29 protein-coding genes are annotated in these 26321 nt (G+C 35.0%); 11 read left to right on the top strand and 18 right to left on the bottom strand.

All coding sequences use genetic code 11. From position 1 onward, the window contains the following. Positions 1–97: 97 nt before the first annotated feature. From MV052_RS08170 to raiA, 5 genes are all read left to right on the top strand, one after another. Entirely contained in the window at positions 98–3796 is a 3699-nt protein-coding gene (locus MV052_RS08170) for a choice-of-anchor L domain-containing protein (protein WP_297442990.1), read from the top strand. Beyond that, complete coding sequence (locus MV052_RS08165) at positions 3790–4413, top strand: prepilin-type N-terminal cleavage/methylation domain-containing protein (protein WP_297442988.1); 624 nt, start codon at positions 3790–3792, stop codon at positions 4411–4413. The genes MV052_RS08170 and MV052_RS08165 overlap by 7 nt, the downstream gene beginning before the upstream one ends. Then, on the top strand, positions 4413–5312 hold the full coding sequence (locus MV052_RS08160) for a protein containing prepilin-type N- cleavage/methylation domain protein (protein WP_297442985.1): 900 nt from the start codon (positions 4413–4415) through the stop codon (positions 5310–5312). Before MV052_RS08165 ends, MV052_RS08160 begins: the two co-directional genes overlap by 1 nt. Next, positions 5288–5743: a hypothetical protein gene (locus MV052_RS08155; protein ID WP_297442982.1), complete on the top strand. Its 456-nt coding sequence runs from the start codon at positions 5288–5290 to the stop codon at positions 5741–5743. Before MV052_RS08160 ends, MV052_RS08155 begins: the two co-directional genes overlap by 25 nt. Positions 5744–5855: 112 nt before the next feature. After that, positions 5856–6389, top strand: coding sequence for a ribosome-associated translation inhibitor RaiA (gene raiA / locus MV052_RS08150; protein ID WP_297442979.1), 534 nt, complete (start codon positions 5856–5858; stop codon positions 6387–6389). Between the two features lie 10 nt (positions 6390–6399). Here raiA and recG read toward each other — a convergent pair whose 3' ends face one another. The 5 genes from recG to MV052_RS08125 all read right to left on the bottom strand — a co-directional run bounded on the left by recG (position 6400) and on the right by MV052_RS08125 (position 11354). Continuing rightward, a complete protein-coding gene (gene recG, locus MV052_RS08145) occupies positions 6400–8193 on the bottom strand; it encodes an ATP-dependent DNA helicase RecG (RefSeq protein ID WP_297442976.1) in 1794 nt (597 codons plus the stop codon). Positions 8194–8279: 86 nt separating this feature from the next. Next, positions 8280–9164, bottom strand: coding sequence for a glycine--tRNA ligase subunit alpha (gene glyQ / locus MV052_RS08140; RefSeq protein WP_297442974.1), 885 nt, complete (start codon positions 9162–9164; stop codon positions 8280–8282). A 54-nt stretch (positions 9165–9218) separates the two neighbouring features. Next, positions 9219–10022, bottom strand: a complete 804-nt coding sequence (locus MV052_RS08135; protein WP_297442972.1) for a hypothetical protein — start codon at positions 10020–10022, stop codon at positions 9219–9221. Beyond that, positions 10023–10880: an ARMT1-like domain-containing protein gene (locus MV052_RS08130; protein ID WP_297442970.1), complete on the bottom strand. Its 858-nt coding sequence runs from the start codon at positions 10878–10880 to the stop codon at positions 10023–10025. After that, a complete protein-coding gene (locus MV052_RS08125; protein WP_297442967.1) occupies positions 10881–11354 on the bottom strand; it encodes a DUF3972 domain-containing protein in 474 nt (157 codons plus the stop codon). A gap of 66 nt (positions 11355–11420) precedes the next feature. Here MV052_RS08125 and MV052_RS08120 point away from each other — a divergent pair, with 66 nt between their 5' ends. Then, positions 11421–11552: a hypothetical protein gene (locus tag MV052_RS08120; protein ID WP_297442964.1), complete on the top strand. Its 132-nt coding sequence runs from the start codon at positions 11421–11423 to the stop codon at positions 11550–11552. 93 nt (positions 11553–11645) lie between these two features. Here the strand turns inward: MV052_RS08120 and purE are convergent, their stop codons facing one another. Genes purE through MV052_RS08105 form a run of 3 tightly spaced genes read right to left on the bottom strand, consistent with a single transcriptional unit; the run spans position 11646 to position 14183 of the window. Continuing rightward, on the bottom strand, positions 11646–12143 hold the full coding sequence (gene purE, locus MV052_RS08115; protein ID WP_297442961.1) for a 5-(carboxyamino)imidazole ribonucleotide mutase: 498 nt from the start codon (positions 12141–12143) through the stop codon (positions 11646–11648). A 25-nt stretch (positions 12144–12168) separates the two neighbouring features. Continuing rightward, positions 12169–13443 carry a peptidase U32 family protein gene (locus MV052_RS08110; RefSeq protein ID WP_297442958.1) on the bottom strand — a complete coding sequence of 425 codons (1275 nt, stop codon included), beginning with the start codon at positions 13441–13443 and terminating at the stop codon, positions 12169–12171. After that, complete coding sequence (locus MV052_RS08105) at positions 13443–14183, bottom strand: chemotaxis protein (protein ID WP_297442955.1); 741 nt, start codon at positions 14181–14183, stop codon at positions 13443–13445. Before MV052_RS08105 ends, MV052_RS08110 begins: the two co-directional genes overlap by 1 nt. Before the next feature lie 341 nt (positions 14184–14524). Between MV052_RS08105 and MV052_RS08100 the strand changes: the two genes are divergently transcribed. After that, positions 14525–15304 (top strand): histidinol-phosphatase HisJ family protein, encoded by a 780-nt coding sequence (locus tag MV052_RS08100; RefSeq protein ID WP_297442952.1) that lies wholly within the window; start codon positions 14525–14527, stop codon positions 15302–15304. A 14-nt stretch (positions 15305–15318) separates the two neighbouring features. Here MV052_RS08100 and MV052_RS08095 read toward each other — a convergent pair whose 3' ends face one another. Then, positions 15319–15765, bottom strand: a complete 447-nt coding sequence (locus tag MV052_RS08095; protein ID WP_297442949.1) for a globin — start codon at positions 15763–15765, stop codon at positions 15319–15321. 142 nt (positions 15766–15907) lie between these two features. Between MV052_RS08095 and trxA the strand changes: the two genes are divergently transcribed. The 4 genes from trxA to dapB are packed head-to-tail and all read left to right on the top strand — an operon-like array spanning position 15908 to position 18503. Continuing rightward, a complete protein-coding gene (gene trxA, locus MV052_RS08090; RefSeq protein WP_297442946.1) occupies positions 15908–16228 on the top strand; it encodes a thioredoxin in 321 nt (106 codons plus the stop codon). A gap of 10 nt (positions 16229–16238) precedes the next feature. Then, on the top strand, positions 16239–16733 hold the full coding sequence (locus tag MV052_RS08085) for a hypothetical protein (RefSeq protein WP_297442943.1): 495 nt from the start codon (positions 16239–16241) through the stop codon (positions 16731–16733). Positions 16734–16747: 14 nt separating this feature from the next. Further along, a complete protein-coding gene (gene trxB, locus MV052_RS08080) occupies positions 16748–17686 on the top strand; it encodes a thioredoxin-disulfide reductase (protein WP_297443025.1) in 939 nt (312 codons plus the stop codon). 49 nt (positions 17687–17735) lie between these two features. Continuing rightward, positions 17736–18503: a 4-hydroxy-tetrahydrodipicolinate reductase gene (gene dapB / locus MV052_RS08075; RefSeq protein ID WP_297442940.1), complete on the top strand. Its 768-nt coding sequence runs from the start codon at positions 17736–17738 to the stop codon at positions 18501–18503. On the opposite strand, the gene MV052_RS08070 is transcribed toward dapB, so the two are convergent. Genes MV052_RS08070 through MV052_RS08030 form a run of 9 tightly spaced genes read right to left on the bottom strand, consistent with a single transcriptional unit; the run spans position 18500 to position 26313 of the window. Next, entirely contained in the window at positions 18500–19030 is a 531-nt protein-coding gene (locus tag MV052_RS08070) for a prepilin-type N-terminal cleavage/methylation domain-containing protein (protein ID WP_297442938.1), read from the bottom strand. The genes dapB and MV052_RS08070 overlap by 4 nt on opposite strands. Then, positions 19027–19449, bottom strand: coding sequence for a prepilin-type N-terminal cleavage/methylation domain-containing protein (locus MV052_RS08065; RefSeq protein WP_297442936.1), 423 nt, complete (start codon positions 19447–19449; stop codon positions 19027–19029). The genes MV052_RS08070 and MV052_RS08065 overlap by 4 nt, the downstream gene beginning before the upstream one ends. Then, entirely contained in the window at positions 19442–20953 is a 1512-nt protein-coding gene (locus MV052_RS08060; protein ID WP_297442934.1) for a GspE/PulE family protein, read from the bottom strand. Before MV052_RS08060 ends, MV052_RS08065 begins: the two co-directional genes overlap by 8 nt. 1 nt (position 20954) lies before the next feature. After that, positions 20955–22784 carry a secretin N-terminal domain-containing protein gene (locus tag MV052_RS08055; protein ID WP_297442931.1) on the bottom strand — a complete coding sequence of 610 codons (1830 nt, stop codon included), beginning with the start codon at positions 22782–22784 and terminating at the stop codon, positions 20955–20957. Next, positions 22771–23592 (bottom strand): hypothetical protein, encoded by an 822-nt coding sequence (locus MV052_RS08050; protein ID WP_297442928.1) that lies wholly within the window; start codon positions 23590–23592, stop codon positions 22771–22773. Before MV052_RS08050 ends, MV052_RS08055 begins: the two co-directional genes overlap by 14 nt. Further along, positions 23576–24106: a hypothetical protein gene (locus tag MV052_RS08045; RefSeq protein ID WP_297442925.1), complete on the bottom strand. Its 531-nt coding sequence runs from the start codon at positions 24104–24106 to the stop codon at positions 23576–23578. Before MV052_RS08045 ends, MV052_RS08050 begins: the two co-directional genes overlap by 17 nt. Next, positions 24100–24507 carry a hypothetical protein gene (locus MV052_RS08040; protein ID WP_297442922.1) on the bottom strand — a complete coding sequence of 136 codons (408 nt, stop codon included), beginning with the start codon at positions 24505–24507 and terminating at the stop codon, positions 24100–24102. Before MV052_RS08040 ends, MV052_RS08045 begins: the two co-directional genes overlap by 7 nt. Next, positions 24504–25433, bottom strand: a complete 930-nt coding sequence (locus MV052_RS08035; protein WP_297442918.1) for a hypothetical protein — start codon at positions 25431–25433, stop codon at positions 24504–24506. The genes MV052_RS08040 and MV052_RS08035 overlap by 4 nt, the downstream gene beginning before the upstream one ends. Next, on the bottom strand, positions 25417–26313 hold the full coding sequence (locus tag MV052_RS08030) for a hypothetical protein (RefSeq protein WP_297442915.1): 897 nt from the start codon (positions 26311–26313) through the stop codon (positions 25417–25419). The genes MV052_RS08035 and MV052_RS08030 overlap by 17 nt, the downstream gene beginning before the upstream one ends. Between the last annotated feature and the right edge of the window lie 8 nt (positions 26314–26321).

Here is a 26321-nt window from a genome sequence, read left to right as displayed (position 1 = left end):
CTAAAGCAGACTAAATGGATAATCTATTATAGCAACTGCACTTTGCTACTGAGCCCTGCTTGGGTGTGCAGTGATTTTTGTGAAAAAGGGGATTGTCATGAAAGGTAAATTATTAAAGTTAATAAGTTTTTTCACTTTCTTCATTTTTACACCTGTTCTTTTTGCTGCCACGAACTGTGTCAATACTTCCACAGCAAACTGTAAATATGATGTAACAGCGACAGAACTTGCATCCCAAATTCAAGGTATAGGGATTACAATTACTAATCCAAAAATAACATTTGGTGAGGCAACACAAGTCGGTACGTTTTCTAATGGAGTTGGTGGTGCAAAGCTAGAGATTGACGAAGGAATTATCTTAACTGCCATGTCAGTTCAAGAATCTTTTACTACCAATAGTAATTGGCGAACATCAATTACCCATACTGCTAACCTTAATGATCCTGACCTCTTAGCTATTGATCCTCGTGCGAATTTTGATACTGTTGTTTTTGAGTTTGATGTTACTTTGGATGAAAACACAAGATTGTTACTCGTTGATTACCAATTTGCTTCTGAAGAGTACAACGAGTATGTAGGTTCTAGATTTAATGACTCTTTTGGTTTTTTTGTTTCAGGTGGTGATTTAAATCAAACATATAATATCGCAAGAGTCATCGACAATCAACACTATGTAAATATCGATAATATAAATAACTATGACACAGTAACCGTAAACAATGTAAATAATGGACTAGTTGGAGTATACGATGATGGCACACCAGAAATTTTGACCAATACACAATACTATATAGATAATTGTGTTAAAGGTAAGGGTGTACCTAACTGTACACAAACAAAAGCTCCAATTAACGTAGAATATGATGGACTAACACACAAACTTCATGCTACCTTAGACAAACTAACACCAGGAGAAACATACCACTTTAAAATGGCCTTAGCCGATACCTCAGATGATCAGTGGGATACGGGCGTTTTTGTCAATAAAATCAATGGACTAAGAGAACCTAGTATCTGTTACGATTATGCTTATAAACAAAATGAACTTTATTTAACGGAAGGATATGACCCAGCAAAAGGACCATATATTAGTGGTGATGCGGTAATAAACAATACAAATGAGCCTATCGAAGTAGCAATGTACTTTCGAAATATGAAAGATTCAGAAATTGTTGCTACTGATATCTTTTTTAACCTTATTGATATTAATACTTCACAAGCCTCATACAAAGCAAATAGTACTTGGGTCACAGAACCAAATAGTTTTACAAGAACAAAAATTAGTGATGGAGTTTTGGATACTAGCAGTAGCTACGTTAAAGGCATACCTATTACTTCATTTGATGCCTATGATTATTTTTATATTTATGTTTCACTAGATCCTTATCAAACACCCTTATCTCTTCCTATAAATGCAAGAATTGATTACAATTTAACTATTCCTCTTTCAGCCGATCCAAATGATGTACTTATTATTTCAAGATCAAGCGTCATAGATCAAGATGTGCCTATATGTAGTAATGGTTCACACAATTATGCACCTGTTTATGGGAACTTCAATATCATAGAAAATGGTTTATATACTGATGAAACAAATTACTATTATAATATAAATACGCAAGTCACAAACAGAAAAGGTAATCTTAGTGTTATATCTGTAGATACCAATGAAAGTCTAAATCCAAGCCTCCATGTTCTAAAGGCTACAAGTACAGTAGTTGCTGTTGATATGCTGGACTTAAAATCATTTCACTTTACAGAAGCTTCTTGTAGTGAGATAACAAACTCTATCAGTGATAGAGAGTGGGTTGTGTTTGAAAATGTATCAAAAGTACCTTTAAACCCTGACAATGTCACCTTTAATCAGATTGCAAGAGAAGATGCTGCTTTTCGTATAAGTTACAATGTAGACCCAGATACAGGCGAGATTATTACTCTTGAGACATTAAATAACAATGGTGAAAAGCGATATAATGTTCTTAATTTTCCAGATGCTATCAAAGAAGGGGTATGTGCTGTAGGCACTAATAAAGTAGAAGATTATTGTAGCGATTCTGGGACCTCTTTTGATTCCGCAATGACAAAAAATGAGCTTGACCTTTGTATGGAATGTGTTTATGGGCTCAGTACAAAACTTGTCTGTTCACGTGATAATTTCTCCATCAGACCAGAAGCATTTTTGGCAAATATAGATGACCAAAATCAGACAAACCCTAATACTCCTAAAGTACGATTAACTACAAACTACTCAGGAGCTACAACGCTAGTACCCCAAACACTTCATTTAGCAGCTGGCTATCAGTATAACCTTGAGATTAATGCTACGAACCATATTGACAACAATGCATCAAGGGGTTATAACACTGTGCTAAACGCAGTAACAGGAACGACATCTTCGTATCAGTGGTCGCCAACAACGACAAAAACCGGCTGTAATGACACAACAAATAAAGACTTAAATATCACTATAATCAATGGGATACGAGAGATGAACTCATCTATATCTCAAGTGGGAGAGTATACACTTGCTCTTTTAGATACAACTTGGACTTCAATAGACAGAGTTGTACAAGCACATCATACTGGTAGCTATTTTACAACAACTCCTGATTGTGTAGTTGGAAGTTCTGCAGTTCCAAAATCAATCACTTTTGACCATTTTACAGGGTGTAATATTAGCTCTGTACACACAAACTTAGACAATGGCTTACAATATGTCAACTTGAGACCAACATTTCACCCCTATGAGTTTGACCTAAGAAGTATCGTACCATCAGTCGGACTCAATGATGATCCAGATATAGTGAATAGTCCATTTATCTATATGGCAGATTTAAGTAAAGATGAAAATATGTCTTATCATCTCAATGGAAATATTAAAGCAGTTGGAAAGAATGCTATTGTTACTACAAACTTCGTAGAGGGATGTTATGCAACTCCTTTGGACATCAACATTAGTAGAGATATAATCGATCTTCCGGTAGCCTACCAATATAGGGTACATATTCAAGATGAAAATGCTACAGACATACGAGATGTACTAAAAGATATAAACAACTCAAAAGAGGTTATAGCCTTAGCAAGTTCAGATTTCATAAAAAGTGCAAAAGGAGAAGTGAAAACTATTTTAAATCTCAACTATCAGAGGAAAGTGAATAAAGCAATAAATCCTCAAGCAGTAACTTTTATAGATTATGATGTTAAATGTTCAAACAGTGCAAACTGTGGATATGCAGCTGATTTTAATGTTGCGAATGAAACAAAAGGAAACATACAATTAAATCACAATATAAAGCACTACTATGCTCGTTCACATGTGCAAAGACAACGTTATTTTGGAAATGAAGGAAATGCTTCTATAACGTATGAAGTTTTTTGTGATATTTCAAATGATGGAAATAAGACCTTACTCCAAGATGATATAAACTCCACATTTACTGATGACCCAAGATGGTTTGTAAATACAAAACATACAAACAACTACGGAAAATCAGGCCAAATCAAACAAAAAGGGGCAAACTACGTTAAAATAGTTGCTGGTACAGAACCTACTGGAAATTACCCCGACATCATTACATTAAAATATGATGGGACTAATGGCTATCCATACAAAGCTACAATGCAAGACAAGGCATCCAATTGGTTGATTTATGGCAAATACAATCCAAACGCAGTAGTAAATGAGTTTGAAGTTGAATTCATAAATAATTCTGGAAATTGGGCTGGACAAGCTGAAACAGATACTACAACCAAAAAGAATGCAGCAGATCAAACAAATAGGAGACTAATGTGGTAAGAAAGAGTGCGTTTACTCTTATTGAGCTTATTTTTGCCATTGTTATTATAGCGATAACTGTAATCTCTTTGCCTATGATGAATCAAGTAGTTTCTAAAGGGATAGATAGCAATATAGTGCAAGAAGCAATTTTTGCATCTGCTACAGAGCTTAATGAAGTGGTAACTGGACACTGGGATGAAAATTCTATTGAACCTAATTCGCCAAATTCTTATGCAAGAGTTATAGATATTGGTGGCTTTTGCGATAACAACACTTCATCACCAAGATACAGACTTATGCCCGGTCATATCAATCAACCGCTTCACCGAAGATGTTTAAACAGTAGTGCGACTACTCCGGCAAATGCCAGTGCTACAGCTGTTGAAAGTCTAGAAGACAGTGAACATGTTTATCTACCTATTTTTCTCGGGTCAGCACCGAGTGCTAGCGGATATAAAGAAGAATACAAGTCTAAAATTGAAGTGGACCACAACATTACCTTTGCTGGTTCAAACAATCCAAATATAAAACGAATAACAGTAACAATTACTAATTCTAATGACAATATTATCAGTTCTTTAAGAACATACAGTGCCAATATCGGTGAAGTTGATTATTACAAAAGGACTTATTGATGAAAAGACATGCTGCCTTTACTATGCTGGAGTTGATTTTTGTCATTATCATCATGGGGATTATCGGAAAGTTCGGTGTTGAATTTGTAGCACAAGCCTATAAAAGTTTTATCTTTGCAAATGTAAATAATGAACTACAATCAAATAGCGAAACTGCCGTAGAAATTATAGCTTCACGACTGCAATATAGAATTAAAGACTCTGTCATAGCTAGGAAAAGTACAGGTGATACTCCAGTGGCAATAGCAGATGCAAGTGGAAGTACTTTTACGGTATTAGAGTGGATAGGATATCATGATGAAGGATTTCGCGGTAGTTCTGAGAACAATGCAACACCATATCTTCCAGACTGGAGTGGCATCATAGACCTCAACGGGGGAGATAAAGATAAACTCATCTCACCTGCAACGGATACAACAAAAATAGACACCATGATTTCTAAACTTTCTAGTGGTGGAAGTTCTCTCTCAAACGCAGCACTTTATTTTTTAGGTGCAAATAGTAATATTCAAACAGATTATGGCTGGAATGGCGAAATCCTCAACCAACAAGGAGCTATGCATCCAATAAAAGCAGGAGCGAATTCTAATGAGTTTGCCCCAAGAAAAACTGACTTTTCAGGCATAGATATTTATGAATATTATCAACTTGCTTGGACAGCATATGCCATTGTTTATGAAGCTGGAACAAATAACAAAGGGGTTTTGAGACTTTATTATGATTACCAACCTTGGGATGGAGACAAACTCTCAGATGCCACTACAAAAAACACTGTAATTATGGAAAATGTAAGTACTTTTCAGTTTATGTCTATAGGTTCTATTATGAAAATTCAAGTCTGTACTAAATCTGACTTAGTTGAGGAGTATTCTTTATGCAAAGAAAAAACAATATTTTAAAAAGAAGCTTCCGCTCTGGTATGGCTATGATTATGGCTATTACAATTATTGTTGTTATGGCTACCATAATGGCATTAGCTCTAGCACTCACTTCACAAACAACAAAAAAAACAGCAGATTTATATCTGTATGAGCAGTCTATTTTACTTGCTCATAGTGCAGCTGAGTATTCCTTACTAAAAATAGCACAAGATGGACCATGTAGCCATGAAAATGATCTTCATTTTCTTCAAAATGGTATCTACAATATTTCAATAACAAATCGCTTTATATATACGGCTCCAGCACCAGCAGGATGTACGACTTATACTACAGTGACTACCCCTGAACAAAATGGCTCAGTTCTTATGGATATCTCGGTTAGTGTGACAGATCCTACCGTTATTAGTGAGCCAATTAGGTATTTTAAAAGAAGTATCCAAAAATTATAATTTTATAATATTCTATAAACTTTTTAATGCTATAATTTATATAAGTGCCTGACAAGAATAAATGTCATTTATCCTTGTCAGGCACTTACATTAGAACAAAAAAGGATTTAACATGAATATTAGTATGACAGGAAGAAATTTAGAACTTACTGATGCTATCAAAGAGCATATTTCAGCTTCTATTGAAACACTTAGAAAATTTAATCTTGATATTATTTCGACAAATGTTATAGTATCATCACAAACAAAAAAAGGCAAAGAGCATTTTGTAGTTGAGTTCGTTATTAATTTAGCACATAAAAATACTATTGTAATAAAACAAAATGATCAAGATATGTATGCAGCTATAGACTTAGCTACAAACAGAGCACAAAAAGCACTTCGTCGTTTACATGATAAAGTGACAGACCATCAAAAAGTTGGTTTAAATGAGGCAAAAGCGGAAACTGTTGATGTTAAAGAAGCAGCGCAAGAGATTGAGGATGAGATTATCCCCGTTGAACTTGACCTTTACAAACCTCGTGAAGTAGAAGATGTTTTAGAAGACTTAAAAGAGAGCGGTAAAATGTTCGAGATTTTTCTTGACAATGAAAATAAAACGCGTGTTCTCTACAAAAGAAATGATGGTAAATTCGGACTATATTAATAGTCCGGGTTTACACACCTAAATCATTTTTTACTTCTTTAACTATCTTTTCATCTTCAGCAAAATCAACCCAGATAAATTGACTTCCGCTCTGACTTAAACCTTTTAACAAATCGCCACTTTTTCTAAACTTCAAATCAAGATTCGCGATGTCAAAACCACTCGTCGTATTTACAAACTCATCTAAACGTTGGGATTTGTTTTGATTTGTATAGAGATAACAATACCCCTTTAAACCTGTTCTACTCACACGACCGCGTAATTGATGCAAAGATGAGAGACCTAATCTTTCTGCGCCTACTATGACTACTGTTGTCAAACGAGGTAAGGATATACCCACTTCTACAACGGTTGTAGATATTAAAATATCTCCCTTATCCCGAAAGTCCAATAATACCTGCTCTTTATCTTTATCTTTTCCATGTGTCACATACACATTAGCAAAATTCTTTTCCCAGTACGCTCGTGCTTCATCTATGCTTTGATAATCAAGCACCTCACTTTGTGTCACTAAAGGATATACTAACAATACTTGATTATTCTTTTGTATCTCATCTTTTATCTTCGTTAGTAAATCTTTAAAATCAGATTTATGAATCACTTTGGAATCTATATCTTTCGTAAAAGGAGTAGAAGTAATCAGACTAACATCAATGTGTGCGCTCTCAATCATCGCCTGAGTTCGTGGAATAGGTGTTGCTGAAAATTGTAGGTAATGTGGTCTTTGTTCACCCTCACTGACGAGTTTTTCAAGCATATTTCTTTGCAAGGTTCCAAAACGATGTTGTTCATCCACCATGACTAAAGAAGCTTGGGGAAGTTCTCTGTATAAAAGAGCATGCGTTCCAATGATAAAATCATAAGCACTCAAATCAGATTTTTTGGTTTTATTTGTCACTAAAATAATTTTAGCCTTGGGTAAAAACTTCTCGGCCTCCTCAAAAAGCTGATTTGCGAGTATCGTTGTTGGTGCCATTAAGATAGAACGCTGCGGCAGTGACATATATGCAGCTGCAAGAATGACCATCGTTTTACCACTTCCAACATCACCCACTATCATACGTTTGGCTGCAACACTCTTACTTAAATCTCTTTGAATATCATCTACTGCGTTTAGCTGCTCTTGTGTTAGCTTAAATGGTAAAGTTTCACTCCATGGAATATAATCATTAACCTTTGAAGATATTGCCTTAAAATAGCGTCGTTTGCCTGCTAAAAGCCGCATATAAGAAAATAACTCAGTATATTTCAAAGCATAAAGCGTTTTTTCATCCAACTCTTTGTTTACAACACTTATATTTTTTGGAAAATGCAAATTTAGTAAGGCATCTACGACATCTTCTTTCAATCCTTCGCCCAAGAGATGCTCTTTTGTTAAAACACTTTCTACTAAACGCAGCATAACATCTGTTCTGAGTGCTGTTTTATATTTTGGTGTTATCTTCCCTATTTTACTAACTTTTTTAGGCATACTCATAGAGCAGTGTCCCTGTTTACAATCAATCATGCCATAATAATAATCTCTGTCTCCCACTTTATACTGATGGAGCATGTAAGGCTTAGGACGAAAAAGCACTCCTTGAACTGTATAGCCAAGATTATGTGCAAAAAAAGTTATTTGAATAGAGTTTGGAGCACGAAAAACAGACTCAACCGTTGCATCGAGCAGTTGTGGTTTTTGAGGAAGGAGTTCTTCATGAAGTTGTAAATCTTCATAAGAGTGAGGAAGGAGTAAAGCTAACTCTATATAAGAATTAATACCGAGTTTTTTAAACTTTGCTTGTGTATCTTTAGATAAATTCATAATCCCCTCGTGCAGTTCATTTGAATAACTATACACTAGAGAATGAAAATTTACTTTTTATATTGCAAAATGCAATATAAAAAGTATTATCCTTGTACTCTTTTTATTCTATCAGCTTCTTGTGCTTTATAAAGTTCAGCACAGCCTTTTGAGAGTTCACGAATTTTTAGGATATAGTTTTGTCTTTCTGTTTGTGAGATAGCTTTTCTTGCATCAAGAACATTAAAAGTATTTGAAGCCATCATACATAAATCATATGCTGGTAGTGGCAATCCTGCTTCTAGTGTTCGTAAGCACTCTGTACTTTTTGCATTAAAGTCAGCAAAAAGCATTTGAGTATCTGCCACTTCAAAATTGTACTTAGAGAACTCTATCTCACTCTCTTTATGCACGTCTTTATAGAGTGTTTTATTTCCATCTTTATCTTCATTCCAAACAATATCAAAAACAGTATCAACACCTTGAAGGTACATCGCAAGTCTTTCAGTTCCGTATGTAATCTCAACTGCAACCGGATCACACTCAATACCACCAACTTGTTGAAAGTAAGTAAACTGCGTTACTTCCATACCATTGAGCCATACTTCCCAGCCAAGTCCCCAAGCACCAAGTGTTGGAGATTCCCAGTTGTCTTCTATAAAACGAATATCATGTTTTGATACATCAAGACCCAGATACTCTAAAGATTGTAAATAGAGTTCTTGAATGTTATCTGGAGATGGTTTTATCAGTGCTTGAAACTGATAGTATGAACCAAGTCTATTTGGATTTTCTCCATATCTTCCATCTGTAGGACGGCGAGAAGGTGCGACATAAGCTGTTGCCCAAGGTGTAGAATCAAGTGAACGAAGAAAAGTAGCAGGGTGAAAAGTACCTGCACCCGCTGGAATGTCATAAGGCTGTACGATATTACATCCTTGTTTCATCCAAAATTCTTGTAGTTTTAGTAACATCTCGCTAAAAGTAATCATTTTTCTTCTCTGTCCTCATAAAGTAATTGTGCAATTATAGCTAACTACACTTTTTTAGTATTTAAACGCAACTCCAAACTTAAGATATTGGTTGTTTGCATTACTATCTGGTTCAAGATAACCAGTACCATCACTACTGTACACAATATTTGATTTTGTAATCACTTGGTTTTCATAGAGATACTCTATAAATAAAGATGTAGTTTCGTCTATATTAAATTGTGAATTCAAACTAAGATGAAAAGTATCAGCCGAACCAAGTTCAAAGTTATCTTTAATGCCTGTTGCTGTCATAATTGGACTCAATCCATATTTATACCCCAATAGTAAACGCAGTGAAATATCCCGTGTAGCAGTAAAATCCAGTCCAATTTCAGGGTTGAGATAAGCCCAGCTATAAACTTCTACTTGGTAAGAGGACAACTCTCTTCTCCAACTTCTGTATCCAACAGATCCACCTGCTATGGCATCAAAATTATTAGCAATTCTTACTCCATATAAATACTCACCCTCTACATCCAATATCGTATTGACGCTGCTACTAACCACACTACCATAACCACCGCCATTATTTAATAATGCGCCTACATACTCTGTAGTTCCCCATAATGTAGTCAAATGTAAGCCAACTTGTGAATAATCTTGCGCACTTGTATTAACAATATAATCCATCCCAAGTTCAACTCCAATAATTCCAGACAAATCAGATTTTTCACTATCGAGTATTTGATTATTATCATCATATTCACGATAATCCATACTCATACCCACTAGCCCAACAGAATATCTACTGCCCTCTTCTTTTGCACTAAGATGAATAACAAGCAAAACCAATATTATAAAAATTTTTAACTGCATCTACACTACCTTACAAATGATATCGCCAACTTCTCTACCTAAAGAGTTAGCTACTACATTACATTTTACTTTTAACAAAAAACAAACTTTATCCCTATGCGTTGGGCTTAAAGATTCATAATTTCCCATGCCTTTACTGATAACAAGATCAGCTTCATCAAATAAAATTTGAGCCTCTTTACTTGCACGGTTATACGCAAATCCAGGAGTGTTTACCCCACTATCAACAAAATTACAAAGCTTATCAAAACCAGCCTCTTTTGCTTCTTTCATTGTTACATCATTAATGATTGGTTTTCCTCGAACCATATATGTGTATACTACGTTTGGATAGAGTTCTTTGAGTGTTTGAATAAACAGATAATCAAATATATGTTCACCAACATTATCGCCCAATATGACAACTTTAGCTGCGTTTGATAGCATCTCTTCTAATGCACCAAAATCATCATGAGAAAACTCTGTATGAAAAACTTTTGAAAGTTCCTCATCCAAACTAAAAGCAACCTGTGCTGCTAAATCTATAACATTCCCAGCAACGGCAATTTTAGTAGCTGTTAGAAGTTTCTTATCTGAATTCTTGAGTTTCTCTTGTAAAAAAGGAAGAAAAGATTGCGCTTTTTTTGTAGAGAGTTCCTTAACCTCATCGTAGAGATCTTGCTTGTTGGCAATTTCTGCCATTATTTCATATACATCAGCAGCAATTTCAGGAGGGGTGTTAGCATAAGAAAAATCTTTACTCAAATGCTCAACAGTAGAGAAAAGCTTATCTTTTAGTTCATTATCAGCATGGATTGCATCAGCGACTTTTAAACTTTGATTGACGATACAACCAACACATTCATTTGCAATATTCATCTAGTTTGCATGATCATCTATGGCTTTATTCCACATAAGTTTATACTTACGTCGCATAAATTCCACTTCTTGTTGTGAGAGTTTGAGTTGTTCTTGTAGGGTATGTATAGTTTTTCTATCTTCATCATAAAGTTCTTGCAGTGAACCTAAAGCTTCACGGAGAAATTCATTTTCAACTCGCACTGCTTCTAATGTTTCGTCTTTAGCATCTAAAACTTTTTCATGAAGATTGATAATAGTACCTATTGTTTTTTCAACAAATTCAGGTTGTACCATCATTTCATGTGTATTATTTTTAGCAAGTTCTTGAAGTTTAACCGGAACAACCGTTTCAGTTGCCCCTTTTGAAGGGTCAATATAACGCACTCCATCTTCAACTTTTACAGTTAATTTTCCTCGTTTTATTAAATCATCTATAGATGAGATGTCCAAGCCAGTTAACTCTGCGTATTCGTCTTCTTGCATCCATTTCATACACGCTCTCCTTTTAGGGCACTTCTAAAAACCCTAATATTTCTCAACATTATAGCAGATGTGCTAATGCAAGGCAAAACTACGAAGGAGCTACTAGTAGCTTCAAGTGGTTTTAACGCAGCAGTAGTGCATCTGCTATATTGCCCTTCGGGAGCCAAAGAGAGGAGCAATCTTGCACAAAAATTTTTATCACTGTAGCTTTGGCTACGCTTCAAAAAATCTTTTGCACAATCTTACCCCTCTTTTTGGCTTTGAGAGATATTAGGGTTTTTAGAGGTGCCCTTTAGCTACTTACTTGATCATTGTTTCTATTTCTAAAGAATCCATTTCGACTTTTTTTGCTTTTGCTATGCGATCTTCTTGAAGTTTGATAGTTAACTCTTCATTATCAAGTGCAAGTATTTGCATTGCTAAATATGCAGAGTTAATCGCTCCAGCTTTTCCTATAGCAACAGTTGCAACAGGCATTCCAGCCGGCATTTGAACAGTTGAGAGTAAGGCATCTATACCGCTAAGTGCAGAAGCAGACATAGGAACACCAATGATAGGTTTAATCGTTTTAGAAGAGAGAACACCTGCTAAATGAGCAGCCATACCAGCCGCAGCGATAAAGACCTGCGCTCCTTTTTTCTCAGCTGTTGCTATATACTCTTTTGTACGCTCAGGTGAACGGTGTGCTGAAGAGATTATCATCTCATAACTAACACCAAAAACTTCAAGTGTGTCTGAACACGACTTCATTACTTCATAGTCACTTTTTGAACCTATTATAATTGATACAAATTTCATTTTTTACCTTTATTGTTTAATTTATTTACGCGTTTATTGGAACTCTAAAAAATGTAAACGCAGGGAATGTTGTTGGCAGTTCTATCGGGTTTACATTTCCACTATGAACCTCATCCCAAATTTTTCCATTTTCTGCTTTAATCTGTTTGAGTTTCATAAAAAATTTACCATCTTTTTCATACGTAGAGCCTATTTCATTATCTACCACTGCTACTTCACTCCCAAGAGGGAACACAACTTCCATCTCATCACCCGGGACTGTTTTATATTTACATAAAAAATGTGTTCCTTCTGGGTTTACGACACCGCTTACTTGATGTGTTCCATATTGCATAGAAAAATCAAGACTTTGGGTATCATGCTTTTCAAATGGACGAGATACAAGATAAGCATCTGTATAGCCACGGTTTTGTAGTGATTGAAGTTCATATTGGTACCTATCACTATCAACTCTATCTTCATAATAATCATCTATCGCCATTCTATATGCTTTTGCTGTAGTAGCTGCATAATAGGCTGTTTTTGTACGCCCTTCTATCTTGATAGAATCAACAGCACCACTATCTAAAATCTCTTTAATATGTGAAGCAAGATTCAAATCTTTTGAATTCATGATATATGTCCCAACACCCTCATCCTCTTCAAGCTTAAAGAGTGTACCTGTTTCAGGATTGGCTGCATATATTTCATAAGGAAATCGACAATCATTTGCACAACTCCCACGATTTGGTACACGACCACTTTGCAGGGTTGAAATAAGACAACGTCCGCTATAAGCAAAACACATAGAGCCATGAACAAAAACTTCAAGCTCCAAATCAGGCAATACCTCTTTTATCTCTTGTAAATCACGTAAAGAAATTTCACGAGCTGTAATGATACGCGTTGCACCCATTTCATGATATATTTGTGCATCAAGTACATTCATCACATTTGCCTGAGTTGAAAGGTGCAGTGGCATATCAGGAACCAAATCATGACAAAGTTTCAACACACCCGGAGTTGCAACTATAAAAGCATCAGGCTTCAGTTCACCCATCTTTATGATATGTTTTTTTAAGAGATTGAGTTGTGAGTTAAAAGGAAAACCATTTATAGTAGCATAGACTTTTTTCCCTCTCTCATGTGCGTATTTTATTCCCTCTTCAAAGTCTTCAAAACTAAACTCTTTTCCAGAGCGAATTCTAAGCGAAAAATGACTCACTCCACCATATACTGCATCAGCACCAAAATCAAGTGCGATTTTTAATTTTTCTAAAGTTCCCGCAGGAGAAAGTAGTTCTACTTTTTTCGTATTCATTATTGTCCAAATTTTTCTAATAAAGCTTCAATATCATCTGTCGAAGCCACATCTGTACTTGTATCACCCACAATATGTTTTGCAGATGATACACGTTTTTCATCCTCTATTTTACCTTCAAAAAGCGTACTCATATAACGAGAAAGTGAACGCATAACATTCACAACCCTTTCAATTTTTTGTCTATGAATATCTTGATACTGCATAATGTCCATAACATTCATGATGGCATCACCACTATTTTGCAAAGACTCCATCGTTGTACTTGCACCTACAAGTGCTTTTTCATTTGCTTCGAGCTGCGTTTGAAAAGTTTCTATATCAGGAAATTTTGCAAGTAACTTTTTAAATAATGCTACGTTGGAGTTCAATACCTCTACAATTGCATTAAGAGTCTCTTCCTTTTCCATCAAATCAGAGCTAATTCCCTCAATAATGTCAAAAATTTCACTCGCTTTTTCTTCACTCTCTTTGGTCACATCATCTAACTGATGCACCATTTTATTTTCATCAGTTGCCGGCAAAGGAAGCTCTGCTGCTTCTATACTTGCAGCTAAATCATCTTTATCGTCATCCTCTGTTACTGTTTGCACAGCACTCTCATCTTCAGCAAGAGTATCTCCAGCCTCAGACTCTTCACTCTCAAGAAGTTCATCACCCTCTAGCGTTTCATCTTCTGATACTTCATCATCCATCTCTATCCCACCGCTCATAAGTGCGTCAAGTTCTTCTTGAGTCATGTAATGTTCTCCAAAATTGAATAAGTGCCTGACAAAAATAAACAACATATTCAACAAGCTTTAAAAGGTTTAGATTCAAGGCAAACTTTATTTGGCGATACTAGTATCGTTGAATGAAGTTTAACGCTAAAGATAATCCTTTTAAAGTTTGCCCTACGGGTGAGAAAATAAGCTACAATCTGCTTCGTTAAAAACACTTGAAGCTACTAGTAGCTCCTGCGTATTTTTGCCTCACATCTTATAGCTTCTTTTCTCATTGAATTTTGTCATTTATTCTTGTCAGGCACTTAATTTATTAATTTTCACTATAATAGCATAAAATATCTAATACGAGAAAAAATATGATAGTAGATTTACACAACCATACACCTCTTTGTAATCATGCCGAGGGCTCAATAGATGAGTACATAAACGCAGCTATAAAACAAGGTACAAAAGTGTTTGGTTTTTCTGACCATGCACCTATGGATTTTGATCCTGAGTATCGCATGAAATTTGAAGATATGCAGCAGTATGAGCAAGATGTTCTCGATGCAAAAACAAAATATCAAGATAAAATAGAAATTTTACTTGGATATGAGGTCGATTTTCTTCCTGGACACATGGATGAGAGAGTACTAAACGCAGTAGTTGACTATCTCATTGGTTCGGTGCATTTTATAGAAGAATGGGGCTTTGACAACCCTGAGTTTATCGGTAGATATGAGCATGAAGACATTAATGAAATCTGGCAAAAATATTTTAATGCCATAGAAGCAATGGCAAAGAGTAGGCTTTTTGATATTGTCGGGCATTTAGACCTTATCAAAGTTTTTAAATTTATGCCAACAAAAGATATCAAAATCATCGCAAAAAATGCTCTTCTTGCCATCAAAGAGGCTGGAATGGTCATAGAGATAAATGTAGCAGGATACAGAAAGCCAGTCGCTGAAGCTTACCCTTCACAAGAATTACTTCAAGAAGCCTTTAGGCTCGGTATCCCTATCACGCTCTCTTCAGATGCACACAAGCCCGAACAAGTCGGACTCTACAATGATCAAGTGATGAAATTAATTAAAGAGGTTGGCTATACGCGATGTGCCTATTTTAAAGAGAGAAAACTACACTTTTTAGAACTCTAAGCCTAAAAACTTTTCTACTCTGATTTTGTATTTACTACCCACATAGAAAAGATGTTGAGATAATTCCAAAATGATTCTATATATTGTGTAGTAATTCCTTCTTTTTCTAACTCTTGAAGTAGTGGAATATAAAGCTCAAGCCAAACTTCTCTCGCTTTTTCATCTATGCGAAATGGTGCGTGACGCCCAACCATTTGATGTTCACCCCTACTTTGTGTAAAAAAATCTGGTCCACCTGAGATCTCTATAAGGAAATCTGCCGCATGTTTTTGTGCTTCAGCAAAATCATCATCATCAAATATAGGAAACAAAAAAGCTATATCGCTACTCTTAATTGACTCGTAGTGATCAAAAACAAGTTTTCTAAATCTTTCTTCACCTACTTCATGATAAAAGCCGGGATGTGGCTTCGCAACTGATGGTCTTATATCAATTTCACCTTTCGTAATTTTTAACTCCATATTTTACCTTCTATATTTTTTTGTAGAATGATACAAAAACTATTGAAAAATATAAATTAAAAAAATAATTTATCTCTAAAGTTAGCTTTAATCATTTCATTTGTATAATACTTACTTAACTAACAACAAAAAGGATTTACTAATGGGTAAATATATAGAATTAACTGGTGCAAATTTTGAAGCAACACTTGCAGAGGGTGTATCTCTTGTAGACTTTTGGGCTCCATGGTGTGGACCTTGTCGTATGATTGCTCCTGTAATTGAAGAATTAGCTGAAGATTATGATGGAAAAGCTAAAATCTGTAAAGTAAATACAGATGAAGAACAAGACATTGCTGTAAAATTCGGTATCCGTTCTATTCCAACTATCATGTTCTTCAAAAATGGAGAAATGGTAGATCAAATCGTTGGAGCACAATCTAAACAAGCTCTTTCAGAAAAAATCGACGCTTTATTAGCGTAATTGTAAACCTATGAGTAGAGCAAGAAAAGGAGGCAAAAGTCTCTTTTCTCTTTCTACTCTCCTCGCTTCGTTTTTTGGTGCAGCTCTCATTGCACTCGCTTTTGCTTACTTCAACTATAAGTTTTCAGAGTATAAATTTATCGACTTTAAAGAGTTTGTTTTCTATGAAAAAAGTGACATCTTTCAAGCAAAAGAACAGAAGTACATTGTAGTTTTTTATTCATCACGCCAAAGAGGAACTATGGATATGCTAGCAAAACTCAATCTCAACCTTCCTATTTTAGCTATTGATTACTACAACACAGCAAGAGCAAACAGTAAATATACAACCTTTTTACGTAGTGGAACAAATACTTCACTCAAATTCATCCAACGTTTCAACATCTATAACGCTCCTTCTATCTTTTTTATAAAAAGAGTAAAAGATTCTCTTTATAAACAAGATAGTATGATACGAAAACTCGATAATTTAAAAGAGCTCTCAAGAGAGATTAATACACTATAAAGGAAACAAAAATGATTTTAGACTGTGCAATTATAGGTGGAGGACCAGCTGGTCTGACTGCTGGACTTTATACGACACGTGGTGGACTTGAAAATGTGACAATGTTTGAAAAAGGAATGCCTGGCGGTCAAATTACACAAAGTTCTGAAATAGAAAACTATCCTGGTGTCACAGGCGATATCACAGGCATGGATTTAATGATGCCATGGCCTGCGCAGTGTCAAAAATTTGGTCTTATCCATGATATGGCTGAAGTGCGCAGACTCTCCAAAGAGGGAGATATCTTTACAATTACCAAAAGTGATGACACGACTATCCAAGCACACAGCGCTATTATCTGTACAGGGTCTTCTCCTCGTCGTGCAGGCTTTAAAGGTGAAGATGAATTTTTTGGTCGTGGAGTCAGTACCTGTGCTACCTGTGATGGATTTTTCTACAAAGGTAAAGAAGTGGCTGTAGTGGGTGGTGGAGACACAGCTCTAGAAGAAGCTCTCTACCTTGCAAAAATATGCTCTAAAGTCTATCTTATCCACCGACGAGATACATTTCGCGCTGCACCAAATACTGTAAAAAGAGTCAAAGAAAATGAAAAGATAGAATTAGTCTTAAACTCTGTACCCCAAGAGGTCTACGGAGATGCAAGTGGTGTCAATGGTATAAAGGTAAAAAATAATGAGGGAGATATTCAAGATATCGGAGTTCCTGGTGTATTTACTTTTGTGGGAAATGATGTAAACAATCAAACACTTATACAAGAAGACGGAACATTTTTGTGTGATGTCAATGAACAAGGACAAGTCATCGTTGATTTAAGCATGAAGACTTCTCTACCTGGGCTTTTTGCTGCAGGTGACATGCGTATAGAAGCGCCTAAACAAGTTGTAAGTGCAGCTGGTGATGGTGCTGTAGCAGCTCTGAGTGTAATTTCATATGTTGATGAGTTATTAAACTAAAACCTACAAAATGTTTGGTATTATTAGAAAAAAAATTGAAGGCTAAATAATGATAAAAGTTGGTGTATTTGGGGCAAGTGGAAGAGTCGGGAAACTACTTATTGAAGATTTAAAAAAAACTGAGGAGATGAGCCTCAGCACTGTGTTTGTTAGAAACACACTTGATTTTACAATTGATCCCTCGTTATTAGTTACTTCAGATATGCATTCATTTTTAAATGCTTGTGATATTGTCATAGATTTTTCACTGCCTGAGGCTTGTGAAATTCTTCTTGAAGAGGCGATTAAAACACCAAAACCTTTGGTGATAGGTACAACCGGACTGAACCAACATCAATTAAACTTACTCAAGCAAGCAAGTGAGCTTATGCCAGTCCTCTATGCTACAAATATGTCTTTAGGTGTCGCACTCCTAAACAAGCTTGTTTATCAAGCCTCAGCTGCGCTTGAAGATTTTGATATCGAGATTGTTGAGATGCACCACCGCCACAAAAAAGATGCACCAAGTGGAACTGCTTTAACTCTAGGAGAATCTGCTGCAGCAGGACGTAATTTGGACTTAGATAAAGTAAGAGTAAGCGGAAGAGATGGAAATATAGGTGAGCGCTCTAATGATGAGATAGCAGTTATGGCACTTCGTGGTGGCGATATCGTCGGTCGTCATACAGTTGGTTTTTACAATGATGGTGAATTCATCGAGCTCAACCATACAGCTACTTCTAGAAACACTTTCTCAAAAGGTGCTCTAAGAGCTGCAAAATGGCTCACAAACAAAGATGCAGGTCTTTACTCGATAGCCGACTGTTTAGAACTTTAGTATTCATTCAGCGGTTTTACCTTCAGAAGAACCTTTCCCATCTTCTTGAAGTTAATCGCTATAAGATATACTACATTTTTATTCGTACTTTTATATACTCTAAAACTATTCACGTCTCCAAGAAAATCAATATCAAACTCTGCATCACTTGACATTTCATAGCTTGATATCTTTTTAAGTGACTCCAAACGGTAGAGCTTTTTATTTTTTACCATATATATTATATAAGGATTAATTCTTCTATGAATAGAGTGAGAGCTTTGAAAATGAATAAAATCTTCATTACTTTCTCTATTGTCAATTGTAATAATTTCATTAGGCTTATAAAGAGCTAGAGAATAGTCTAAAAAAACTACTTTCTTGAGAGCTTCTATTGTTTTTATCTTATTTGCTTCAACCTTGAGGTTGTCATTAGAGATATTTACTGTCGAATAGGTCTTATAAAGATACAACATCATAATAGAAAAGATACTAATTGCAACAAGCATCTCAATAAGAGTAAACGCAGTTCTGTTAAACTTTTTCATTGTACACGCAACCGTAACATAGCAGCAGAACTCTCACCAAAGTTGAGTACTGAATTGCCAAGTTCAAGTACAATGTTAGTTCCACTTGCATTTTCATCTTCACTCAAATCAATTGTTTGTAACTCTTGATAAATAACTTTTACTTTTTGATTTTTTAGTTCACGACGCAGTTGCTTATCCATGTCAAATTCCTGTGCAAGATTATAAAGATAAGTTTCTTTATTTTCAAAACCATAATCTTTATTTCCTATAAGTAAAGAGAGATACTGATTTGCTTGACTTTGTTTTTTGTAAGAACTAAAAAGGAAAGTATTGTTAGAGTACATACGAATAAGTGCCATAATAACAACTGAGATTATCATAACAGCGACCATTACCTCAATGAGGGTAAAAGCACTGCGTGAACTCTTTTTAGTCATCACCTAAGCCGATACGTATAGCTTCATCAAGTGAAGTATCACCCGCTAAAAGCATATCTTTTAACTGCATAGAGATGGTTTGCAAACCATCCTTAACTAAAGCTACTTTTATAGTATGTTCATCTGTTGTTGTTTTGAGCATATCTTTGACTTTATCGTTCATTACAACTAACTCACCAATAGAGCGACGACCACTGTAACCAGTATAATTACAAGCTTTACAACCATGTGCCTTATAAATTATGGCACCACTATCAAGTCCATAATCATTTGCAAATTCTTCAGCAATTGTGTCTTCTTCTTTACATTCATTACAGAGTGTTCTCACAAGTCTTTGTGCTAATATTCCAAGCAAAGAAGAGGAGATTAAAAAAGGCTCTATCCCCATATCAGCAAGCCGCGAAATCGTTGCTGCTGCTGAGTTTGTATGAAGCGTTGAAAAAACAAGGTGACCCGTGAGGGCTGCACGAACAGCAATGTTTGCAGTCTCTTCATCACGAATTTCTCCTATCATAATAACATCAGGATCTTGACGTAAGATAGAACGCAAAGCAGAAGCAAAAGTAAGCCCCGCTTTTTCATTTACTTGAATTTGTGAAATAGAATCAGACTTATACTCCACAGGATCTTCAACTGTAAGGATATTAATACTCGGATCTTCAACTTGACGCAAGAAAGAGTGTAGAGAAGTTGTTTTACCACTCCCCGTCGGTCCAGTTACAAGGATAATTCCATGAGAGGAACGGATAAGTTTCTTGACATCACCAATAAGCGATGGATGAAAACCAAGCTCATCAATGTGTGGGATTTGAGAGCTCTGCATTAGGAGTCGCATAACAACACGTTCGCCATAAAATGTTGGTAAAACAGAAACACGAATATCAAGCGTTTCTCCTGCAATCTTAATCTGCGTACGTCCATCTTGAGGAATTCTTTTTTCTGAAATATCAAGATTAGAGATAACCTTGATACGACTCACGATGAGATTAACTATTTTTTTATCAAGATCAGCATTTTTTACTAGCATTCCATCGATTCGAAAACGAACTTCTCCACGTTTTTCTTGTACTTCTATGTGAATATCTGAAGCACGCTTTTTCACCGCTTGATAAAAAAGAGCATTAACAAATTTAATAATAGGAGCCGACTCTTCACTTGTTAAAATATCCGAAGAAGTCCGTAAAAAATCAGTTAAAGAGATGTCCTCCTCTTCATCTTCATTTTCTTCTTGCATACTCTCCATCGTTTTATCAGTCCTTAGTTCTAAAAAACGATTATAAAGTCTGTCATAAGAATCTTCATCAAGCATATACAGAGGATAGGGCTTTTCAAGTTTTGTATAAAAGTTACTTGCCTCAACAAGATAACGTTCACAAATAAATGCAGCAACCTGATTGTTATACTCACTAAAAAGAAGAAAGTTTTTTACGCTAAGTTCTGTTGCAATTCCCTCAGGTTCGTAGACATCAAGAGAAAGGTTATGGATGGGCTCAAGGTTTAACATCTCAGTCCTTTTTCACTTCTATACTCTCTTTTACCACTTTCTCAAATACTTTTAAATCATACTCTTTTTGAAGACGAGAAAGCATACCTAAATCTTTTTGTAGTTTTGAGAGTTTTTCACTTTTATCTATCACATATGGTGTTAAAATAACGACTAAATTATCTTGTTGATCATCAGTAGACTCAGACGAAAAGAGCCATTTTCCTATAAAGGGAATGTCGCCTAACAGAGGAATCTTACTCACTGAAGTCAGTTCAGTAGTTTTTACAAGTCCACCGATAATGATGCTCTCACCATGACGTAAAATTGCCTGCGTTGATACTTCTTGTTTAGATGTTATAGGCTGTCCTGTTGCATTTTTAGAACCATCATCAAGAACACTTTCTAAAATTACACTTACATCAAGTGTAACTTTATCATTTGAAGAAACGCGAGGCTTTATTTTTAGAGTCAAACCAACATCTTCACGCTTATAGCTACTCGTTACTCCAGTCACTCCACTTGTTGAAGTCACTGTACCACTAGACACAGAAATGGTTTTTCCAACATAAATAGAAGACTCTTTATTATTTACACAAAGAATAGAGGGATTAGAAATCGATTTTGATGCCCCATGTGTTTGTAAAAAATCTATCGCTGCACCAAGAGCAAAACCTTGTGTCACACCAGCGCCAACGAGTGATGTTGCCAAAGAAGTTCCAACAATGCCTTGCACTGGTCCTCCACCAAAATTACTTGCAAATGAATACAATCCCTCTGAGGTTAAAACACCGCCATCAAAACCATACTTAACACCTAAATTAGAAGCTTTGTTTTTATTTATCTCAATAATTCTCGCTTGCACATACACTTGATACTTCTCTTTATCTAGCTCATCAATAATAAGTTTCATACCTTTGATAATAGTAGGGTCTCCTAGGATAATAATAGAATTTATCTCTTCATTCGCCGAGATGTTTGGTTTCATAGAAGGATCTGCAAATACCTGTTTTGCAATGATGTCATTTAAACTTTTAAGTACCGATTTTGAATCTGAATTTTTCAGCTCAAAGATTTGCACACTTTGGTTGATACTAGACTCAACATCAAGTTTTTTGATTAAGATTGCAACCTTTTGTACATTTTGTTTTCGTCCTACGACAATGATACTGTTTGTATTTTGATCAAGTAGTATCTCAACCTCTTCAGATTTTACTTTAGGATTAAAGATGGACTTTGAGATATTTGCAACTTTTTGTTGCACTTTTTTCGCCTCTGTATGCTTAATTTTAAAAATTTTAACGATTAGTTCTTTTTTAGCTTCAAGATCTCTAATGATCGTTTTAATTGTTTCGATATTTTTAGGATAGTCTGTGATAAGAAGCGTATTGTTCTCTTTCATTGTCATAAGTTTTGCAGTTTTGGAAATAAGATAACGAATCTTTGCAGCCACTATATCTACATTTTCATGTTTTACTTTTATGGCTTGTGTGACCATCAAAGCACCTGATGGTTTTGTATAGCTTGGTAAGACTTTTACATTATGTTTTGCAGCTTCAGTTGAGCGAACGACTTCAAAAATTGAGCCATTTTGTACTAAAGTGTAGCCCTTTGACTCCAAAACTGCGACTAGAATACTCATCAATTCATCATCATATATAGGACTCGTACTGATAAAGTTTACTGTTCCATTTATCTTATTATTTACAAGTATATTTTTATTTGTAATTTTAGAGATAAGTTTTATAAAATCACCCACTGCTAAATTTGAAAAATTTACATTGACCTGCTCTCTCGCAGACAATACAAATACCAAACTACTTACCAAAAATATTATTCTAATGAACTTCATATATTAATTCCTTCTCTTCGTTATTTCTCATCACTACAAGTTGCAGTGTTTTTATCTTATCTATTTTAGTGTATAAATCAAATGCTTTTTTGTAAGAGGTTAACTCTACATTATTTGCTCGAATGATTACATCACCTCGCTTGAGACCAAGTTTATCCATTTTTGAGTTTGTTCTCACTCTTAGGACTTTAAAACCTTCTATCTTTGCGCCATTTTTCACTTCCGCTATTGCAATATCTTTCCATATTTCATTTGGATTTTTTTCATAATATTTTATATCCCGACGAGTAACGACATAAGGTTTGCCACTTGCAACGGGGCTAACGACAGAACTCACACCCGAACTTAAATTTGTCTTAGCTATAGGCATCTTCAAAACAAACTCTTCACCCGCTTTTGTAAAGATAACACTGTTACTTAAAATCGACTTGAGTTTGTAGCCTGAATACACTTCTCCAACGGAGACTATACTCGTTTTCTTTGGATTTGATTTGAGTGCTACAATGACAAAACCCTTTGATTTGTTTCCATATAAGCCCTTAAGCACCATGTTGGTGATATTGATACCTACTTCTGTATTTGTTTGGCTTTTTTTCGTATTTACTGCGTTTGAAGCAGTGTTTGGCTCTAACATATTTTTAAAATCTACCCGTTGATACTCTGGTTTAAAATTAGTATCTTCTTTGAGATTTACACCCTCTGCAGGAAGGAACCACCATAAAGCAAGTGCTATTGCTTTTGCCACCGCTAAAAGGATGAGCAATCGAATCAAGATACCAATAAGTGATGAGTTAGAAATTTTGGACATATTCATACTCCCCATCTGCTTTTTTTCTTAAATTTCGCAATGTTTTTCTGTAACTCGTACGCATTAACTTCGATGGCTTCAGTATCAAACTAAGATTTTTATCCAATACATTAACTACCCCATGAGCTTCACCAAATTCACCTACTGCGTTTAGCTCAATATGAAGAGGATTTATCACAGTATAGACAAGAGTAACATCACTTATTTTAAGAGGAACAAAAGAAGCGGCAACTGAACTTAGCTCAATATCTTTTGCTTCAACTTTATTGTATAAACCAAAAAGAGCTACTTGCATTTCATTTATCTTTGCACTCTCAATTGAAGCAACATAAACATCCATATTTTTCAACTCCAAGGTAAAACCTTTATCCATTACTACTTCATTTGAGACTATCACTTTAAAGTTTTTTAACTCATTTTCAGCAAAATAGTAAACACTCTCTTTGGGAGTAAAATACATAAGTGCCAAGAGAAAAAAAGTGACATAGCCAAAAAACTTTACTATTTTTACCATTTTATCTCCATTTTTAAAGATGCATTTTTCTCACTCAAGCGTTTAATCTTCAATTCTGAGATATAAAAAGTTGCATTGAGTACTTTTCCTAGCAATGTATTTAAAGCTTTAAGATCTATATTTTGTGAGCTTAAAATAATGCTAGACTTGCTAACTTTTTTGACTATATTTGCTGAACGTAGAGCTGGCTTGCGTAAAATTCGTCCAAGCTCATTTTGTACTTTCATTTTATCAAAATAATTTCGTTTAAGCCCATCAAGTTTTACTGCTAAGGCTAGTGTCTCTTTATATGAACTTTTTGCAAGACTCAGTTCTTCTTTTGCTGCATTTAACTTAAGAATACTAAAAAGTAAAATAACTACAAGTAAAATGGCAATGTGAATAGGATTTATACGATTCATAATGAAAACTCCACATACCAATTTTGGTCTTTAAATTTTGCTGTATATTGAAGTTTACTGCGTTTAAACGCAGTAATCAAATACTTCTCTTGACCTGCTTTAAGACCACTAAAAACAACATTAAGTTTTTTTCCTTTGTAAGCCAACAGTTTCATAGCATGCCCTTTTTGTAGAGACAAACCGAGCAATACCGAGAGTGTTTCACGAAGCTTTGTTTGGGTTTTGTAAATCTTTTCATACTCTTTGAGCATAGAACGATTTTGTAACATTGTTGGTTTGAGTTTATAAAGAGTAAAAAGCTCACTTTGCTGCGTTTGAATTTTTTCAACTTTTGCTTGTGTTATAAAGTATTCACTAAGTATAAGAATAATCAACACAAGAAAAAGAGCTGCGATAGTGTAAAGGCTTTTATCATTAACCAAATGTCCAAATTGCTTCAGTCTTATAGTATGTTTTGAGAGAGATAAATTACTTACATCCAAGACTTCATCTGCTTCGATAAGTGCAGCAGGTAGAAGCACAACTATTGCATCTTTAACTAAAAGTACACTCTCTTTATCTATCTTTTTAGGACTCTTGAGATTACTCAATTCGCTTTGCGCGAAATATACTGCATTTATCTGCCCTTGTGCAATCCCCTTATCACTCAAAATGTCAATAATCTTTTTATCTTCATATGCAAAAATCAGATACTCTTCGCCCTCTTTATAAGCAGTATAACTATAATTTCCCTCAGGAAGAGTATCTTCAAAAAGTGACTCCAACAGTGAACGTACTTCTCTCATAGACTTAACTGGAAGTGAAACTTTTTTCACCCAATATAATGCAGGGGATAAGATAACGTTCACACTCTTATCTACCTTGAAACTAGCAGAATTGCTATCTACAAATACTGTATCAACCTGCCCTTTAAACTTCCAAAACAAAATTAGACCCCTTTTTAGATTCTAAATTATACTCAAAACTGATATTTGCTGTTTGGTTTTTATGCATAATCCTTATTTTTATAGCTATATATGGCTCATAATAACTAATATTTTGACGAAATTTTTGCAAAGAGAGATTTTCATCTTCACTTAAAAGCAGATCATTTTGTGATGTGTAAAGACCTTCATTCGCATATAAGACTTTTGCTCTTTCTTTATCACAGCCTAAAAGAAGTTCCCATACCAAAGGTGTCGCATGGTTAAGATCAACTTTATAATTTGTTGCATTTGTCTCTTGTGAGAGATAAAAAAGTTTGCTTTGATCAATCTTTCTTAGAGCCTCATCATGAAAGCGTTCTTCATAAAACTTTTGTGCTTCTTCTAAATGTTTAGCTGAAGCGATATAATCCCTAAAAAGATAAGGATTGTCATTAAAAATATCTGTATTGTATGCACCATCTTCTTTTATACCATTCATTAAATCATGTAAAATATCCACATACTCTGGATTTACTGCGTTTGTCGAGAAAAAACTTCGCATTATTTCACTTTTTTCTTGATTTTTAAAAAGTTCAGGAGTTATTTTTGATCGTGCACTTTCAATCTCAATAATAACATTCACATCATTACTATTAAGCGGTATAAATGAAGCCTGTGCCAGAAATAAAGTCAGAGTATCTGCTGAATTGATTGCAGCAATATCTGGTGATGTTTTTAGTAATGTGATAAGGTCATCTAGTAAACTTCTACATTGCAAGATAAACTGTTCAGAATTCACACTTTGTGCGCCTTCTTTAACGTACTTCAAACCGATGCCAAGACTTAATGTTATTGCCATAATAAAAAAAAGTGTTATCATTAAAGCTATGGCTTTTCTCATTCTATTTC

It is taken from the genome of Sulfurimonas sp. (assembly GCF_026988655.1).
Taxonomy (GTDB): Bacteria; Campylobacterota; Campylobacteria; order Campylobacterales; family Sulfurimonadaceae; genus Sulfurimonas.
Note: the sequence above shows the minus strand (reverse complement) of the source record. Positions and strands in the feature narration are given on the sequence as shown.